Origin of the sequence: Flavobacterium yafengii (assembly GCF_030010375.1) — a bacterium.
Lineage (GTDB): Bacteria > Bacteroidota > Bacteroidia > Flavobacteriales > Flavobacteriaceae > Flavobacterium > Flavobacterium yafengii.
On the sequence record NZ_JASCRY010000003.1, the window covers coordinates 380,384 to 396,844 of the forward strand.

At 29.9% G+C, this 16,461-nt stretch carries 19 protein-coding genes; 13 read left to right on the top strand and 6 right to left on the bottom strand.

From position 1 onward, the window contains the following. Positions 1-215: 215 nt before the first annotated feature. The 4 genes from QLS97_RS11895 to tnpA all read right to left on the bottom strand — a co-directional run bounded on the left by QLS97_RS11895 (position 216) and on the right by tnpA (position 1,594). Positions 216-524, bottom strand: coding sequence for a hypothetical protein (locus QLS97_RS11895; RefSeq protein ID WP_282716921.1), 309 nt, complete (start codon positions 522-524; stop codon positions 216-218). A 16-nt stretch (positions 525-540) separates the two neighbouring features. Beyond that, on the bottom strand, positions 541-834 hold the full coding sequence (locus QLS97_RS11900) for a hypothetical protein (RefSeq protein ID WP_282716922.1): 294 nt from the start codon (positions 832-834) through the stop codon (positions 541-543). Between the two features lie 140 nt (positions 835-974). Beyond that, positions 975-1,304 carry an IS66 family insertion sequence element accessory protein TnpB gene (gene tnpB, locus QLS97_RS11905; RefSeq protein ID WP_282716923.1) on the bottom strand — a complete coding sequence of 110 codons (330 nt, stop codon included), beginning with the start codon at positions 1,302-1,304 and terminating at the stop codon, positions 975-977. Further along, the gene (gene tnpA, locus QLS97_RS11910; protein ID WP_282716925.1) at positions 1,301-1,594 is read right to left on the bottom strand and encodes an IS66 family insertion sequence element accessory protein TnpA; all 294 of its coding nucleotides are present in this window, start codon (positions 1,592-1,594) and stop codon (positions 1,301-1,303) included. Before tnpA ends, tnpB begins: the two co-directional genes overlap by 4 nt. Positions 1,595-2,379: 785 nt before the next feature. On the opposite strand from tnpA, the gene QLS97_RS11915 reads away from it, so the two are divergent. Both QLS97_RS11915 and QLS97_RS11920 read left to right on the top strand, forming a co-directional pair. Beyond that, positions 2,380-2,847 (top strand): transposase, encoded by a 468-nt coding sequence (locus tag QLS97_RS11915; protein ID WP_282716926.1) that lies wholly within the window; start codon positions 2,380-2,382, stop codon positions 2,845-2,847. Between the two features lie 30 nt (positions 2,848-2,877). After that, positions 2,878-3,903 carry a serine hydrolase domain-containing protein gene (locus QLS97_RS11920; RefSeq protein WP_282717226.1) on the top strand — a complete coding sequence of 342 codons (1,026 nt, stop codon included), beginning with the start codon at positions 2,878-2,880 and terminating at the stop codon, positions 3,901-3,903. A gap of 684 nt (positions 3,904-4,587) precedes the next feature. Here QLS97_RS11920 and QLS97_RS11925 read toward each other — a convergent pair. Together QLS97_RS11925 and QLS97_RS11930 are read right to left on the bottom strand one after the other, a co-directional pair. After that, complete coding sequence (locus QLS97_RS11925) at positions 4,588-5,295, bottom strand: LytR/AlgR family response regulator transcription factor (protein ID WP_282716928.1); 708 nt, start codon at positions 5,293-5,295, stop codon at positions 4,588-4,590. Next, positions 5,292-6,341 (bottom strand): sensor histidine kinase, encoded by a 1,050-nt coding sequence (locus tag QLS97_RS11930; protein WP_282716930.1) that lies wholly within the window; start codon positions 6,339-6,341, stop codon positions 5,292-5,294. The genes QLS97_RS11925 and QLS97_RS11930 overlap by 4 nt, the downstream gene beginning before the upstream one ends. A gap of 225 nt (positions 6,342-6,566) precedes the next feature. Between QLS97_RS11930 and QLS97_RS11935 the strand changes: the two genes are divergently transcribed. The 11 genes from QLS97_RS11935 to QLS97_RS11980 all read left to right on the top strand — a co-directional run bounded on the left by QLS97_RS11935 (position 6,567) and on the right by QLS97_RS11980 (position 16,419). Beyond that, positions 6,567-7,994, top strand: coding sequence for a C1 family peptidase (locus QLS97_RS11935; RefSeq protein WP_282716932.1), 1,428 nt, complete (start codon positions 6,567-6,569; stop codon positions 7,992-7,994). Between the two features lie 740 nt (positions 7,995-8,734). Next, complete coding sequence (locus QLS97_RS11940; protein WP_282717228.1) at positions 8,735-9,283, top strand: sensor histidine kinase; 549 nt, start codon at positions 8,735-8,737, stop codon at positions 9,281-9,283. Positions 9,284-9,496: 213 nt separating this feature from the next. Further along, positions 9,497-9,988 carry a LytR/AlgR family response regulator transcription factor gene (locus QLS97_RS11945; protein ID WP_282716933.1) on the top strand — a complete coding sequence of 164 codons (492 nt, stop codon included), beginning with the start codon at positions 9,497-9,499 and terminating at the stop codon, positions 9,986-9,988. Between the two features lie 7 nt (positions 9,989-9,995). Next, a complete protein-coding gene (locus tag QLS97_RS16935) occupies positions 9,996-10,193 on the top strand; it encodes a LytTR family transcriptional regulator DNA-binding domain-containing protein (protein WP_428831787.1) in 198 nt (65 codons plus the stop codon). 157 nt (positions 10,194-10,350) lie between these two features. After that, positions 10,351-10,914 (top strand): Crp/Fnr family transcriptional regulator, encoded by a 564-nt coding sequence (locus tag QLS97_RS11950; protein WP_282716935.1) that lies wholly within the window; start codon positions 10,351-10,353, stop codon positions 10,912-10,914. A 257-nt stretch (positions 10,915-11,171) separates the two neighbouring features. Continuing rightward, entirely contained in the window at positions 11,172-11,384 is a 213-nt protein-coding gene (locus QLS97_RS11955) for a hypothetical protein (protein ID WP_282716936.1), read from the top strand. A 539-nt stretch (positions 11,385-11,923) separates the two neighbouring features. Then, the gene (locus QLS97_RS11960) at positions 11,924-12,412 is read left to right on the top strand and encodes a Crp/Fnr family transcriptional regulator (RefSeq protein ID WP_282716938.1); all 489 of its coding nucleotides are present in this window, start codon (positions 11,924-11,926) and stop codon (positions 12,410-12,412) included. Positions 12,413-13,198: 786 nt separating this feature from the next. Beyond that, on the top strand, positions 13,199-13,402 hold the full coding sequence (locus QLS97_RS11965) for a tyrosine-type recombinase/integrase (RefSeq protein ID WP_282717230.1): 204 nt from the start codon (positions 13,199-13,201) through the stop codon (positions 13,400-13,402). A gap of 738 nt (positions 13,403-14,140) precedes the next feature. Continuing rightward, on the top strand, positions 14,141-14,476 hold the full coding sequence (locus tag QLS97_RS11970) for a PadR family transcriptional regulator (RefSeq protein ID WP_282716940.1): 336 nt from the start codon (positions 14,141-14,143) through the stop codon (positions 14,474-14,476). Beyond that, positions 14,473-15,069 carry a hypothetical protein gene (locus tag QLS97_RS11975; protein ID WP_282716942.1) on the top strand — a complete coding sequence of 199 codons (597 nt, stop codon included), beginning with the start codon at positions 14,473-14,475 and terminating at the stop codon, positions 15,067-15,069. Before QLS97_RS11970 ends, QLS97_RS11975 begins: the two co-directional genes overlap by 4 nt. A gap of 6 nt (positions 15,070-15,075) precedes the next feature. Then, complete coding sequence (locus QLS97_RS11980; RefSeq protein WP_282716943.1) at positions 15,076-16,419, top strand: serine hydrolase domain-containing protein; 1,344 nt, start codon at positions 15,076-15,078, stop codon at positions 16,417-16,419. Positions 16,420-16,461 lie beyond the last annotated feature (42 nt).

Below are 16,461 nucleotides of genomic sequence, written 5' to 3' on the forward strand. Positions count from 1 at the left end.
GGTATGGGCGCATGATGCACCCACATAAATCCGGTAGGTGTTGTCCCTTTTTTATCTGTGTCCTTTACTTTTATTGGAGGTTCGTCCGCCTGAAGATAACCGTTGTTCTGGGTATGCTGTCGGTGACATTCATACAGCGGCCGAAGTAATTAAGAAACTAATCTAGCCCAGAAATCGACCATAGAAGAAGGGATGACGACCCCCTCTCTTGAAAATCACTGTATCTGGCGATAAAGTGGAAGATGATCTACAAAGTTATCGCTGATGATTTGAGATAAAAGAGTCGTTCCGGCAATACATTTTGGGATCGGACGAAAATCAAGGGAGACAATTTTGACTTGCTGATTTCCTTTTTCATCCGCAGGAGCAACATATTTGTTTCTGATATAGCGGTTAATGAACAATTTTACAGGAGCGTATTCCAATTCATCAGTAATTTCCTGACCGATACACTTCATTCCTTCAATATTTTCAGTTGGTTCCAATATGATTTCGTTTATCGGAAGATGTGAAGGCAAAGCCATACGACCTTGATGCTTTTTAACTGCTTTCTCGCGTTCGTAAGTGATTTGTTCTTACGGATTCAATAGCCGTTATGAATTCTTGCTGGTCAATTTCAAAAGGAATGGCTAATTGCTCTGGATTTTCACTGGTGATGAAACTCTCTTTTTTAAAACCGTAAATCGCTCTTTTGAACTGCTCAATCTGAAATTTGAGATAACTGTTCTCCTGTTCGAGTTTCGTTGCTACAATCTCTAGTTTTTCGGATTTAGATTCTAATTTGGAATTGAAAAATTCTAATTTATTAGCCTTATATTGTAATTTGGAATTCACTTTTATCTAACTTTTGAGTAATTTCAAAAGCTCTTCTTTAGAGTAATTATCAAACAAATCTACTGCGTTTTCCATGCTCCTAAAATAGGAAATCAGTAGTAAAAACGGAAGGTTTAAAGGAATTTACAATCACTTTTTTTCTATTTTGTATCTCTTTTTTTCTTGAAATCTCGCAATTTAAGACCACCCAAAACCAACAGTAATTCTTCTTTTTTCAATTCTCTTGAAACCGAATCGTTTGTCAAAAAATCAAACCTTCCTTGTTCGAGTCGCTTGTAGAAAATCGTAAATCCATCACCATCCCTATAAAGCAGTTTGATGTGGGTTTTGAATTTGTTCAGAAAAACAAAAACATCCCCTGCCTGAGGGTTTTGGTTCAGGTAATTCCGAACCAAGCCCGCAAGTCCGTCAAAACCTTTTCGCATATCAACCAACGTGCAACACATGTGATAGCGAACATGTGAACTCAATCCCAACAAAAGTAAATTGTAATGGTGATTCCTCCTCGAAGATCGATTCGCATTTTTAGATCTGAGAATTTTGAGGCTGACTGTTTTGTTTCATTGCTCGGATTCTCAGCAACAGAGAAAAAGGAAACTTCTGGTTTTGATTGTTTGGAACCAGCAATCTGGTTGAACTTTTTTAGCCAATAATTGAATTGGTGCAAAGAGATATGCTGCTCTCTGCAAAATTTACTATTTGGTAATCCTGACTCTCGCCATTGCACAGCCAATGTATACATCTGTTCTTGTTGATTCATGTTCTAAATATTGAATCAGCAAATTTAAAGTAGCGGATTTACGTATGAAATATGCTTTTAGTGGGGTGGATACTATGTAGCACAAAAACAAATGGCCTAAGTATCGCTTTATTTGAAATAATTTTCGCTACTATAAGCTAGGTCCAATAGCAATTTAGTAAAAAAAATTGATTAGATATTGATCAAAATGTCGAATTTCATAAATTAATGTTGTGGTAAACCAATATCTATAACAAAGATGGTGCAAAGATAAATTATAGGGTGCCGAAAACGTTAATAAATACTCAAAATACCAAATCAATTATCTAATTATTTCACCTGTTTGCTTGAAATTATTCTTTTACGTATTCTACTTAAAGATCCAGGGGTCATACCAAGATAAGCGGCTAAGTGATATTGTGGTACCCTATTGAACAAATCTGGCTTTATTTCCATGAATTTTAAGTAACGCATTTCGGAACTTAAATTTTTGAAATTGCCAAATAAAATTTAAGCCTGAGCTAATAATTCATGGTTCATTTCCATAATCAAAGTTTTTAATTTTGGTGCTTTTTCAATAAGTGCTTTATCCCTTTTAGGTGACCCAAGCGCCAAAGTACAATCTTCAAGACAGGATAAATAGTCATCCCTTAAAAACACAATAACCATCTAATTATTAACAACTTGTATTAAAACACTACCAGAAACAGCTCTGTAAAATCGCCAAAAAGTGTATATTTCCGTATAAAAAAGTGGCAATATGTTAGGTAAAATCAAATTTTCAACAAAATTTATTCAAAACAAGGTTGACAAACCTTATAAACCTTGAGCATCCTTTGGTAAAATTAGCTGGAGAGATTTCTTGGGATAAAATGGAGATTGAGCTCCAGAATTTATATACGGAGCAAGGAAGACCCTCAATTCCGATTAGAAAAATTGTACGATTGTTGCTTTTGAAAGAAATGTTTAAAGAAAGTGATGAATCGGTTGTTAAACGTTGGATTGAGAATGCGTATTGGCAATATTTCACTGGAGAAGATTTCTTTCAAACCAAACAACCGTTTGACCCCAATGAGTTTGTTCATTTTAGAAAACGTCTGAAAGAAGTTCAGATTGACTCTACTGTTCAAGAAAAAAACATCACATTTCAAACTGATACAAAACTGGCAAAAAAAGTAATTGACAATTGTGCTAAAATTGCCGAAAAGGAAGGTGTTGTCCAAAGACAAACATATAAAAGGCTAAGCAAGCAGCACCTGGACATGCTAACTTAGCCTTCGGAGAAAGTTAAGAAATAAATCTTAATTTTAAAAGCTATTGAAGAAAACAAAATATCATTAAACCAATCCTTGGATAAATTTTTCCCTGAAATTGAAAATTTAAAAAAAATAACTATTGGAAATTTGTTAAATCACAGAAGTGGTATACACGATTTCACCAATGAAAAAAGCTATTCTAGCTATAATACCGAGTTTAAATCTGAAAAGCAGATGATCGAAATTATTGCTAAGGGAAAAAGTGATTTTGAACCCAATATCAAAGTAGAATATAGCAATTCTAACTATATTGTTTTGAGTTATATTCTTGAAAAAATTTATAAAAAATCGCATGCAACAATTTTAGATTCTAAAATCATAAAACCATTAGGATTAAAAAACACCTATTTTGGTGGCAAAATCCAAATTCAGAATAGTGAAAGTTACTCATATCATTTCATAAATAAATGGGATAAAGGAACGGAGACGGATTTATCAATCCTAATGGGAGCTGGTGCTATTCTGTCAAATTCAACGGATTTAAATACCTTTATCGAACAACTTTTTAATGGCAAGATAATTTCGCAGAAATCTTTATCCGTAATGACAACCATGAGTGATTTTAACGGAATGGGTATGTTAGAGTTTCAAAATTTTGAAGAGAAAAGTTATGGTCACAATGGCGCTATTGATGATTTTCAATCTATTTTAAGCTATTTTCCCAAAGAAAAACTATCGGTTGCGTTAACATCAAACGGATTAAATTACCCAATCAATAATGTGTTATCATGTGCATTGAGTTGCTATTTTAACAAACCATTTGCAATGCCTATCTTTAATTATGTAGAGTTAAAACCGGAAGTATTAGATTTATATTTAGGGCAATATACAAGTAAACTAATTCCTATAAAAATTACTATAACAAAAAAAGGAAATAAATTACTTGGTCAAGTAATGGGACAACCTGCTTTTCCATTAGAAGCAGCGGCAATAAATGTTTTTAAGTTTGAACAAGTTGGACTGGTTCTTGAATTCGATGCCGATAAAAAAGAAATGATTTTAAAACAAGGCTGACAAGAGTTTTTATTTACAAAATAATAAATAATAGTTTACAACATCTAATAAACTAAACTAAAAATCCCCAAATATAGACTGCCCCCAAATAGTGTCTAACTTTTTGGGGCAGTTCAATATTGGTTTTGAGGATTTTTGTTTTCCAGATATCCAATTGTATTGCAGAATTAGACCTCCAATTATTAACTTCTGTTACACTAAATTTTACAGTTTCAAACCCCAAAACTATCAGTAAAAATTCCTAGTAACTCCTTTTCAGCTTCTTTTTTGTCCTGCCCGAAAAACAAATTCAGTCCCAAATTACATGAACAATTCTATTGGGAGTATTTTTCATGCAGCCATCTCCATTAGACTTTCATAATCTTGCAGACAAATATCCCCAGTTTGAATAATATATTTCCCAAACACTCTAAAATCATCAAATATTGTTCTTCTAAATTCCTAAATTTGAAGTTATGAAAAAATCAATCGTTATTTTATTACATATTGGTTTTTGGTCTTGCTATTTACTGTTAATAGCAATCTTATTAGCCGTTTTCTACAGGAGCAGTAGTCATGCAGTGTAGTATTTACAGCTATTGTACCCCATCATTTCTTTTTTGCTTAGTCCTATATTGATTTTAGACTTATAGTCCTTAAGGCTTTTATTCTAATCTTTTCTGTACAATGAACCAAATTTAATAATCAATCATTTTTAATCATGTTCGAAAAATGTTCGCGATAAGTAATTCCAATTGGTACACGGGTTTTATTGATAATAACAACCGCTTTTTCAATAATTTCTATATGCTTTAATGAAATGATATAGGATTTATGAATACGTTTAAACTTATTCGAAGGCAGCAACTTTAATATCTCATTCATCGGTAGCAACGTCATAATTTTACCTTTTAGGGTGTAAAACAGCATATAATTTCCCGCAGCTTCTATGTATAAAATATCATCTGTTGCTATTTTAAATGTTTTTGAACCACTTTTGATAAGCACTGATTGGCTATGTGGTTCGCTGCTGTTATACATATTGGTCTCTTCTTTTTTTGGGGAAGAAAAGTCAATGAGCTTATTCACTCCCTTAAGAAATCGGTCATATTTTACAGGTTTCAACAGATAATCTACTGCATTAAATTCATAACTTTCCGCTCCGTATTCCGAATAAGCTGTGGTAAATATTATTTTTGGCAACACAGGCAACGCCTTCAATAATTCAATTCCAGATAATTCAGGCATATTAATATCTATAAAAACTAAATCTATGGGGTTTTTTAATAGAAAATTCATTGCCGTAAACGGATTGGTAAACCCAGCAACAAATTCCAAAAAGGGTGTTTTTTCAATATACCCTGAAATCAATTCAAGAGCTCGTGGCTCGTCATCAATAGCAATACATTTCATAATTGGATTTGTTTTAACTTTATTTCTAATCTAACCCTAAAAAAAAATTCCTCATTATTAATCTCCAAGTGATGTTGATTAGGATACAGCAGAAGCAATCGTTCTTTAACATTATTCATTCCAATTCCTGAATTTTCTTTCTTGATCTCAACTGCACCACTGTTCTTTAAATTTTTCGTTTCAAGTATTAATGTATCGAAATTAAAAAAAATTAATATTGATATTTCGGCTTTCTTACTCAGCATGATCCCGTGTTTAAATACATTTTCAATAAATGGAATGAGAATCATCGGGGCTATTCTTAAATTTTGATAATTTCCTTTAACTTCATATTTTACCTGGTCTGCTAATTCTGTAGACATTCTTTGCATCTGAAGGTTAATATAATTATCAATATAATTAATTTCTTTTTCAAGTAAAACTTTCTCTTCATTGCTTTCGTACAAAACATAACGCATAAGACCTGATAACTTTTCTATGATATCTGCAGTCCCTTCATCATTACTTTTAATGGCACTGGCATAGGCCATATTTAATGTATTAAAAAGAAAATGAGGATTGATCTGAGCTTTCAGATATTTTAATTCAGTAGTCAGTTTATCACTGACCAATTGTTGTTGCAATTTATTGCTATTTATCCAATTTTTACTTAGTCCATAACCTAATGACAAAGACAAAATAAATGTTTTAGTTTGAAAATTAAGGGTAATATCCGAAAAAAAAGACTCCTTCTCACTCGAAAAAAGTGATATGGCATAAAAATGATCAAAAATGCTATTTATCAGGACAATCCCCATATATAAAACAATCAATAAAATAAAATACAACCGGTACTGATGCTTAGAAAAAAAACGCGGGATAAGATATAGTGCATTAATATAAAATAACAGTATGTTTAATATAGTACTCCAAACCATAGGAAGGTAAATACTCTCATCCTGCTTGCGAAAAGACCCCAGAGTTCTAACTTCCAACCAAACAATAAAAAAAAAAGAACCCCAAATAAAAAAATGTATAATCGGCTCAATTCTTCCTTTTAACTTCATTTTTTTGAACATTATTTGTCGTTTAAGCTGTAAATATAATTACTAATAATTAAAAAATAGCAACGGGGAATCCATAATTATCTGAATTCAATCTATTTCAATTCGTATTCAATTCATCCATTAAATGATGTCAGTCCAATTGTTTTTTAAGACATTCATATAAAAGATTTTTTTCAGGAAAATAAAATTGGGTAGTTTGTCAAAGTATTTTAAAACAACCTTACTATGAAAATAAAAATTTCAATTACAGTTATCCTATTATGTATCGGAATGGTAATCAATGGGCAGAATAAAAAACAAACTCCATTAGAAGGTTCATGGATGGGAAAAACTAATACCAAAGACTTATCAATGTCAGAATTAGTTCTATTCAGAATTGAATTGAAAAAAAATTCAATCAAAGGCTATATGGATTTTCCGGATAAAAGATTAAAAGACATCTCACTAGATAAAATGTGGAGGGTTAAGGATAGTGTATTTGCAGATGCAAGAAATTCATTGGGATGGCCTGAGACGGCTCCATTAATTTTCAAAGGAGTAATTATGCCTGGAGATTCCGTTATAGACGGTGTATGGGGTGGCAATACACCTTTAAAATTGAGCCGAACTAACTATGTATTTAAACTTAAAACAAATACAAACCCCCAAGTGGCAGGTTATAAAATAATTAAATTAATTGAAAGCACCCCTTTTAAAGACCAGCAAGCTACTGGTGATTGCTGGAGTTTTGCCACCACTTCCTTTATTGAAACAGAAGCCATAAGACTGGGGAAAAAACCAGTAGTACTTACTCCAATGTTTTTTGTTAGACCTACATATATCAATAAAGCAGAGAATTATATAAGAAGGAATGGAAGTAGTTTTTTTGGCGAAGGAGATTTAACTTTTAGTGTAATGAAAGCATACAAGGAATTCGGGGCCATTCCGGAAAGCGTTTATTCCGGAAAATTGGATTCTGATACTAAACACGATCATGCAGACATGAATAATGCACTATTGGAGAAGGTTAAATTCTATAAAAACTCGCATGGAGATCTGACCCCCGAGATTTACAGAAGAGACATGGATGAAATACTGACAAAAACTTTGGGGAAAGTTCCCGATACTTTTGTTTACGATGGAAAACAATTTACCACAGAATCTTTTGCAAAAGAAATGATTGGAATAAATCCAGATGATTATGTGGAAATTACCTCATTCAACCACCATCCTTTTTATTCAAAGTTTAATTTAGAGATTGAGGCGAACTGGAATAATAATCAATATTTAAATCTTCCATTAGACGATTTCAGTACCGTCATTGATGATGCCCTGATACATAATTATTCCGTTTGCTGGGATGGGGATATATATGAAGGCTTTAACGATGGTTTCGCAATTTTGGGTGATACTAAAATCATTACACAACAAATTCGACAGGCAGCATTTGATAATCGCACAACTGAAGATATACATAATATGCACATTATTGGTATTGCAGAGAACGAAAAAGGCAACAGATTTTATATTGTTAAAAATTCAGGCGATGCGAAGGATTGCGGAGGATATCTTTATATGTCCAAAGAATATTTACTTTTAAAAACGATTTCGGTGATGGTCAACAAAAATTCCATTCCAAAGTCAATCATGAAGAAAGTAAAAAAAAATATTTAAACTTTTTTAAATTATCATTTGATACAATAACACCTTTAATAAATGTTTCTTTCATTTGAAAAAGCAATAATAATAATATAAATCTAATCATTAATTGTAGCAAAAAGTCGAAAAATATTTTCGACTTTTTTAATGTTAGATGTAGCAGCAAAAAATCTATAAACAAATAAAAATTCTAACGTAAATCAAAGATATCTTCTTTATAATTAAAGTTATATTAAAAAAATTTACATAAGGCTTAGTCAAATTCTTTTTTGTCCTATCCTGCTGATTTAATTTTGTACCGAACTAAGAGAACAATTCTATTACAAGCATATTTTATGGAACCATCTGTAGAAAACTTTCCTAATCTTGCAGACAAATATCCCCAGTTTGAATAATATATTTTCCAAACACTCTAAAATCATCGAATATTGTTCTTCTAAATCCCTAAATTTGAGGTTATGAAAAAATCAATCGTTATTTTATTACATTTTGGTTTTTGGTCTTGTTATTTACTGTTAATAGCAATCCTATAAGCCGTTTTCTACAGGAGCAGTAGTCATGCAATAGATCAAACAGCACGAGTTTTAAATGCATTCAAATTCCTTTTCTTGTTTGCATTTCTCCCATCTTTTCTTACATTTTATGGTTGCTATTTAATAGTATTTTCAAAACAACTACAACAAAAAAAGTTTTTCCTTTCCTTTTTTTTCGACATAATAATCTCAGTAATTGCTTCGATAATAGCCTATATCTTGATGTGGTATTTAATAGAAACGGGGTGTCTTATTGACATGGATAAAGGAGGGATAAACGGTACGTCTACCGCTTTCAGAACAATACTATTTATGAGCTTTATTGCTTCCATATCTGGTTTAGCAGCATTAATACTTAAAGGTTTTATTACTTGGGTTAAAGAAATAAAGTTGATAGAAGAGTTGAAACAAAAAAATTATGAAACAGAAATGGCATTGATTAAATCCCAGTTAGGCCCTCATTTTCTATTTAAGACACTGAACAACATCGATGTACTGGTTTTAAAAGATGCGACAGAAGCTTCCAATTATTTAAACAAACTATCAGATATTTTGCGTTTTATGCTGTACGAAACGAAGACAGATGAAATTTTACTTAAAAAAGAGATTGAATACATAGAGAAGTACATCGAATTACAAAAAATAAGAACTGCAAATGCGAATTATGTAAGCTTTAAAGTAATAGGTAATCCAGTCAATATAACAATAGCCCCAATGGTTTTCATTTCATTTATTGAAAATTTTTTAAGCATAGCACCAATAATAAAATAGACTATGCTATTAATTTTCAGATATTTATCAATAAGGAAAACATCATATTTATATGTGAAAACAAGTTCGATTCCAATCGAAAATTAATACAAGAAAGCAATGGTTTACGTAATAATCTTATCCAAAAACGTCTAAATTTGTTATATCCAGAACAACATCTATTAGAATTTGACAAACAAATGAACCTTTACAGTGTAAAATTAAGAATTAAAAATGGTTAGATATTCTTGTATTATTATAGAAGACGAACCCTTGGCACTCGAGAGAACCAAGAGTTTTGTAATCAAAGTACCCTTCCTTAATTTATGTGGTACGTTTGACAATGCACTTGATGGTCTATCTTATTTAAAAGCTAATAAAGTCGATTTACTTTTTTTAGATATTAATATGGATGAATTATCAGGTATTGAATTGCTTGAAAGTTCAAAAATAGAAAGTCAAATTATTATAACTACAGCCTATCAGGAGTATGCCATAAAAGGGTATGAACTCAATGTAACCGACTATCTATTAGAACCTTTTATGTTTGATAGGTTTTTAAAATCCGTAAACAAAGCACTAGAAAATAGCAACCAAAACTTTCCTAATGTGCCATCAGACTTTATTTTTGTAAAGACTGAAAATCGATTAGAGAAAATAAATTTAAGCGATATCCTTATTTATCGAAGAAATGAGGGATTAATGAAGAATTCATACGATAAATAAAAAGATTTTGACGCTCCAAAATTTTAGTGAACTAGAACAAATCATACCCTCAAATTTGGTTTTCAGAGTTCATAAATCGTATATGGTTGGGATTAACAAAATAGAATCTATAGGACGGATGAGAATGAAAATTTCTGATCAGAGAATCTCAATTTCAGAAACTTATAAAGAGCTTTTCTTTCAGGTACTAAATAACAGAATATAACTTTTCAGTAAATGTCTTGCAGAATTAAAATACGAGTTTACAGACATCTTCACTTACTTCGCATAATAAAATTGTATCACTAACTCTATTCTTGGATTTTTGTATAAAATAGTAACAATTTATACAAAAAAACAGCGTATAAATAAATCCAACAGCCATGATAAAGCTACAAAGATATTTTAAAGTGTTTGGTTTTGAAGGGAATGATTTAGATAGAATTTTAAATTCATTTAGACTCCAAATATTCAAAAAACACGATTTTTTTGTAAAGGAAGATAAAATAAGTAAACATTTAGGTTTTGTTGAAACCGGTATCTTTCAATATTACGTTTTGAAAGAAGGTGAAATTAGAACTACATATGTTTCAATTGAAAATACATTTATGACTTCGCGTTTAAGTTTCGTAAATGAAATTCCTGCTATTGAAAATGTGAGAGCATTGACAGATGGAAGCGTTAGTATAATTAGCAAAACTAATCTTAAAAAACTGATAAATGATATCCCCAGATTCAAAGATTTTTATATTGGTTTTTTGGAAAATTCTATTTGCAGTATAGACGCAAACCGTCATGACCTAATATTGCTCAGCGGAGAACAGCGATATAAAAAAATGCTAAAAGAAGAGCCCCAGCTTTTGCAAAAAATTCCGCTACAATATTTAGCATCTATACTTGGCGTGACCCCTCGCCATTTAAGCCGAATCCGAAATAATATCCATTAACTTTTTTAGGCTTTTGATTAATGAAATTAATTCAATAATTCAAATATTTGCGCTTTTGTAAATAATAAAAGAAGGGAAATATGTAAATAATTAAAAAAAATAAAAATATTGATTTGGTAATAATTGCTAGCTCGCCCATTCAACGATAATTTTTAGATTGAACAAAAATTACAAATAAAAAAAAATTTATAGTAAACAATTAATCCTTATTAACACAAAAATATTGTTGCAGTTAGGCTTATAAATAAAATAAAAAAATGGAAAAATTAATTTACCCGATTAACGGAATTAACTATATTCTTTTTGAAATAGAGTTGCCTCTAAAATTAGCAAAAAAATTTGAAACTAGAATTAAAGTTGTTGATGGAATAATTCAGCACACAAAATATATAGAAAATTTTTGGAATAGGAACGTAAGTATAAAATGTTTAATTCCAGAGAGAAACATTGTAAGATTTAAGAATTTATAAAAAAAATATTAAAAAATAATATTAACATATTACAATTACATGAATGTGCTATTGAAAGTTGTAGGGAATTCACATGCCAGTCCATTTCAAACTCCGCCAGCTACCGTTAAAGGAAATATTAAAAAGTACAACAAATTTTGACAACTATCCTCTAGGATATTTCAGATTATGTGAAGTGGGCAAAATTAACTATACGATTCAATAAATCATTTATTTGCTATTGAAAAACATTAATGATTAAGGTTATTACTTAATTATACACTTTATGATAGTAATCTTTTTATTTTACAACTTACCTTAAATAAGGTTATTAATATATCTCGTTCTATTATAAAAAAAAACATTCTAATTTCAAATTGATATTTCATATCGAATTAATCTCCTGTCACAATTTTTATTCCAAAACAAGCCATTGTAATATGCAAAAATTGTAAAACAATATTTCAAATAAAATTATGTACGTCGAATTAATTAATAAAATAAAGTCATTCATTCACCTTTCAGAAAAGGATTTAGTAATTATAAAACAACTTTTTCAAATGAGAGAAATAAAAAAAAATGATTATTTTTTAAAAGAGGGGCAGATTTCTATGCAAATATGTTTTATTAAAAAAGGTTTGTTCAGATATTATATCAATCAAGAAGGGGAAGAAAAAACATTTTATTTTGGACACGAAGGCTGCTTTATGACAGATTATGAAAGTTTTGTTCCTCAAATATCAACCTTACAAAATATTCAAGCATTAGAAGACAGTATAGTTTTTATTATTTCTTACAACGATTTGCAGCAATTTTATTCTAAGGTAGAAAATGGAGAACGTTTTGGAAGGTTAGCATTGGAGTATGAAATCATAGATGTGGTTAAGAAATTAAAATCATTTTATAAAGACAGTATAAAGCAACGTTACGAAAGCTTCATCAAAAATTACCCTGAAGTTCAACAACGAATTCCTCAGTACCATATCGCTTCTTATGTAGGCGTCAAACCACAATCTTTGAGCAGAATTAGGAAAAGAATTCTATTATGATTTTTTTTTAACTTATACATAAAAAGCACTCTCAGTTGCATGGGAAATTATTGTTGTAGGTACTTTAAAATTTTAGACTTTTTTATTTTGGATATACTAACTTAGCCTTCACAGAAAATTAAGAATTAAACCATTGGGTTTAATTTAGCCGACCGACACGAAAGGGCTATACTTAAAATTCAATTTGTCTTTAATCCTTTTTCGTTTGTTTTTATTTTAGCCGGAAAAGAAGAGATTTACATTATTTTCGAAACGCTGAACAAAGAAGAAGCCACGTACATTTGGCATTTTGACAATGACAAGTCAGCACTTCCTGACAAATTAGAACAGGTTGACCATTATCTAAACATCATTATAAACTATGGTAGACAAGTATTTATAGAAAACCTACCAGAGAATTTCAATCGCATACTTCACGACTGTTCAGATGAAAGAAAAGACTTTACAATAAAAGATTTTCATCAGAACGATTAACTTTAGTAAAAGATATTTTCATTTTTTCCTGCTATACTGGTTTGGCTTATTTCGATGTAAAAAACTCAACAAAGTCGCATGCAGTATTAGTATTGATGACGAAAAATGGATATTTACCCACAGACAAAAAAACGAAACTGCTTCCAAAATTCCAATTCTTCCAATATCGCAAATGATTATTGATAAATATGAAGACCACCCAAAAAGCAATAATGAATATAGACTACTTCCAATTTTAATAAATCAAAAAATGAATGCCGATCTAAAAAAAAAGCAGGAGTTTGTGAGATTGAAAAAGAACTAACCTTTCACATTGCAAGACATACTTTTGCGACGACTGTAACGCTTACAAATGGTATTCCTATTAAAACCGTAAGCAAAATGCTTGATCATAAAAAGATTCAAACTACACAACATTATGCTAAAATTCTCGACAAAAAAATAAGTGAGGATATGAAGATTTTAAGCGCTAAATTTTCAATAAACAATATTCAATTCAAGCAAAATAAAAACTAATAAAGATAATTTAATTGAGTTGTTTTTTGAAAAAATAATTAATACAAAATTAAAAATAAATTATTAAAACTTTACCCGTAATTCTTGGTTTTTATCAAATTTTAGTAATGAAAAATTCTGTATAAATAATATATTGTTTTTTGATATTTCTACTTTTATCAATGTAGAATTTCCTTTAACATTAACTATGAAAATCTATCCTTTTCATTTGATACATCTTATTTTAACGCAGAAAACTATCTAAAAGCAACGAAAAAAAGTAAATATGTGACCTATTTATCTTTTAAATCAACTTTCAATTTTTAAATTAAAGAACTTCATTTTTGTCTCATCTTGTTTATATGGAAATTAAACATAATCCAAAAGTAGGGGACTTAATTATATTGATAAGTTGCTTTCTACAACAGTTATAATAGCTGACTATAAAAATAATGGCTGTTATTTCTAGAGAAAAAGAAATCATTTTAGAAGTAGGTAAATATTGTATTGGAAGAGGTTCTGCGTTTAGATTTATTGGGGGGAAAACAAACTACAACAGACATCTAACAAAATTAGATCAAAGGATTCTTAATATAACATTATATGATTTGAAAACTGTTTTTTAGAGGATATTATTAGTTAGTTTGTATGATTTGTCCGCTATTGTTCATAAGTAGTTAAAAAGCAGATATGTTAAAAAAATATTAATTTTTTTTAACAAGTATTGCATAGCTATGTATTATGCTATACATTTACAAAATGAACGAATCATTTGTAACAAACTGGAAATCTCAGGTTAAAAAAGGGACTCTTACCTTTATTATCCTGAATGTACTCAAAGAGAATGAGTATTATGGTTATGAACTTATTGAACAAATAAGAAAACATACCGAAATAGAAATTGCCGAAGGCACCCTTTATCCATTAATGAACAGGCTAAAATCCGAAAATTTAGTGGACTCAAACTGGGTGGAACAAGAAACTGGAATTCCCAGAAAATATTATTGTTTGACAGTAACTGGGATAAAGACACTTGTTCAAATGAATGTGTATTGGACAAATTTAGAAGACGCTATTAAAAAGATAATTAGATGAAAATAGAAAACATAAAATTCAGTCAAGAAGCTTCAAAAAGGGTTTATAACGATTACATGAAGCGTATAATTAAAGTAACTGATTCGCTTTCAAAAAGGGATCAGAACGATGTCTATATGGAATTTAATAGCCATATTTTTGAAGCTATTCAACACAAAAATGGAGCGGACGAAATTGATGTGTTATTGAATATTCTCGAAAAATTAGGCATCCCCGAAGAAGTTTTAAAACCGCTTATTGCTGATAAAAAATTAGAACAAGCAACCAGAACATTCAACCCCATTCATATTTTAAAAGCTTTGGCTTTAAATTTCACTAATGGGCTTTCATATATAGTATTCTTCTTTTTATATATCTTACTATTCGGATTTGTATTTTTAATTCCCGCCAAAATAATTTATCCTTCAGAAATAGGCATGTTCTATCGAGAGAACTCTCTTCTATTTTTTGGATGGTCAAATAAAGCAAACCAAAACGGAGTAACCGAACTTCTTGGCAATTGGTTTATACCAGTTATGCTAACTTCAATTTTTCTGTTTTATGTATTCACCACATTCTTACTAAAATTAAAAAAAACAATCAATCAAAAATAATTCACAATGAAAAAATTCATAATGAAAAAATTCATAATTACTAGCATTATTACATTCACTATTACAATTTGTTTTTCACAGACTTTTAACAATCAAAGACTAGACAGCTTGTTCCAAACATTAGAAAAAAACAATAAATTTATGGGAAGTATAGCCGTTTCAAAAAACGGGAAATTACTGTACTTAAAATCAATAGGTTATTCTGATGTAGAAAATTCAAAAAAAGCAGATGACAAAACCAAATATAGAGTTGGCTCTATTTCTAAAATGTTCACAGCATCGTTAATTTTAAAAGCTATTGAAGAAAACAAAATATCATTGAGCCAATCTTTAGACAAATTTTTCCCTGAAATTGAAAATTCAAAAAAAATAACTATTCAGAATTTGTTAAATCACAGAAGTGGCATACACGATATCACCAATGACAAAAGCTATTTTAGCTATAATACCGAGCCTAAATCTGAAAAGCAGATGATTGAAATTATTGCTAAAACAAAAAGTGATTTTGAACCTAATATCAAAGTAGAATATAGCAATTCTAACTATATTATTTTGAGTTATATTCTTGAAAAAATTTATAAAAAATCATATGCAACAATTTTAAATTCTAAAATCATAAAACCATTAGGATTAAAAAACACCTATTTTGGTGGTAAAATCAAAATTCTGAATAATGAAAGTTACTCATATCATTTCACAAATAAATGGGATAAAGGAACGGAGACGGATTTATCAATCCCAATGGGAGCTGGTTCTATCCAATCAAATTCAACAGATTTAAATACTTTTATCGAACAGCTTTTTAATGGCAAGTTAATTTCGCAGAAATCTTTATCTCTAATGACAACTATGAGTGATTTTCACGGAATGGGTGTTGGGATGGGTATGTTAGAATTTAGGAATTTTGAAGAGAAAAGTTATGGTCACAATGGTGCAATTGATGATTTTCAATCTATTTCAAGCTATTTTCCCAAAGAAAAACTATCGATTACATTAACATCAAACGGATTAATTTATCCAATAAATAATGTGTTATCATGTGCAATGAGTTGTTATTTTAATAAACCATTTGCAATGCCTAATTTTAACTATGTTGAGTTAAAATCAGAAATATTAGATTTATATTTGGGGCAATATACAAGTAAACAAATTCCTATAAAAATTAATATAACAAAAAAAGAAAATAAATTACTTGGTCAGGTAATAGGACAACCTTCTTTTCCATTAGAAGCAACGGCAATAAATGCTTTTAAGTTTGAACAAGCTGGACTAGTTCTTGAATTCAATACCGATAAAAAAGAAATGGTTTTAAAACAAGGTGGACAAGAGTTTTTATTTGCAAAAGAATAATTAGCAGTTTAAGACATCTAATAGACTAAACTAATAATCCCC

Bases quoted from the DNA above. Each gene is read 5' to 3' on its own strand.
- QLS97_RS11895 (WP_282716921.1), bottom strand. From the start codon at position 524: ATGGCTTTGCCTTCACATCTTCCGATAAACGAAATCATATTGGAACCA.
- tnpA (WP_282716925.1), bottom strand. From the start codon at position 1,594: ATGAATCAACAAGAACAGATGTATACATTGGCTGTGCAATGGCGAGAG.
- QLS97_RS11925 (WP_282716928.1), bottom strand. From the start codon at position 5,295: ATGAAATGTATTGCTATTGATGACGAGCCACGAGCTCTTGAATTGATT.
- QLS97_RS11930 (WP_282716930.1), bottom strand. From the start codon at position 6,341: ATGAAGTTAAAAGGAAGAATTGAGCCGATTATACATTTTTTTATTTGG.
- QLS97_RS11935 (WP_282716932.1), top strand. From the start codon at position 6,567: ATGAAAATAAAAATTTCAATTACAGTTATCCTATTATGTATCGGAATG.
- QLS97_RS11940 (WP_282717228.1), top strand. From the start codon at position 8,735: ATGTGGTATTTAATAGAAACGGGGTGTCTTATTGACATGGATAAAGGA.
- QLS97_RS11945 (WP_282716933.1), top strand. From the start codon at position 9,497: ATGGTTAGATATTCTTGTATTATTATAGAAGACGAACCCTTGGCACTC.
- QLS97_RS11950 (WP_282716935.1), top strand. From the start codon at position 10,351: ATGATAAAGCTACAAAGATATTTTAAAGTGTTTGGTTTTGAAGGGAAT.
- QLS97_RS11955 (WP_282716936.1), top strand. From the start codon at position 11,172: ATGGAAAAATTAATTTACCCGATTAACGGAATTAACTATATTCTTTTT.
- QLS97_RS11960 (WP_282716938.1), top strand. From the start codon at position 11,924: ATGAGAGAAATAAAAAAAAATGATTATTTTTTAAAAGAGGGGCAGATT.
- QLS97_RS11970 (WP_282716940.1), top strand. From the start codon at position 14,141: ATGAACGAATCATTTGTAACAAACTGGAAATCTCAGGTTAAAAAAGGG.
- QLS97_RS11975 (WP_282716942.1), top strand. From the start codon at position 14,473: ATGAAAATAGAAAACATAAAATTCAGTCAAGAAGCTTCAAAAAGGGTT.
- QLS97_RS11980 (WP_282716943.1), top strand. From the start codon at position 15,076: ATGAAAAAATTCATAATGAAAAAATTCATAATTACTAGCATTATTACA.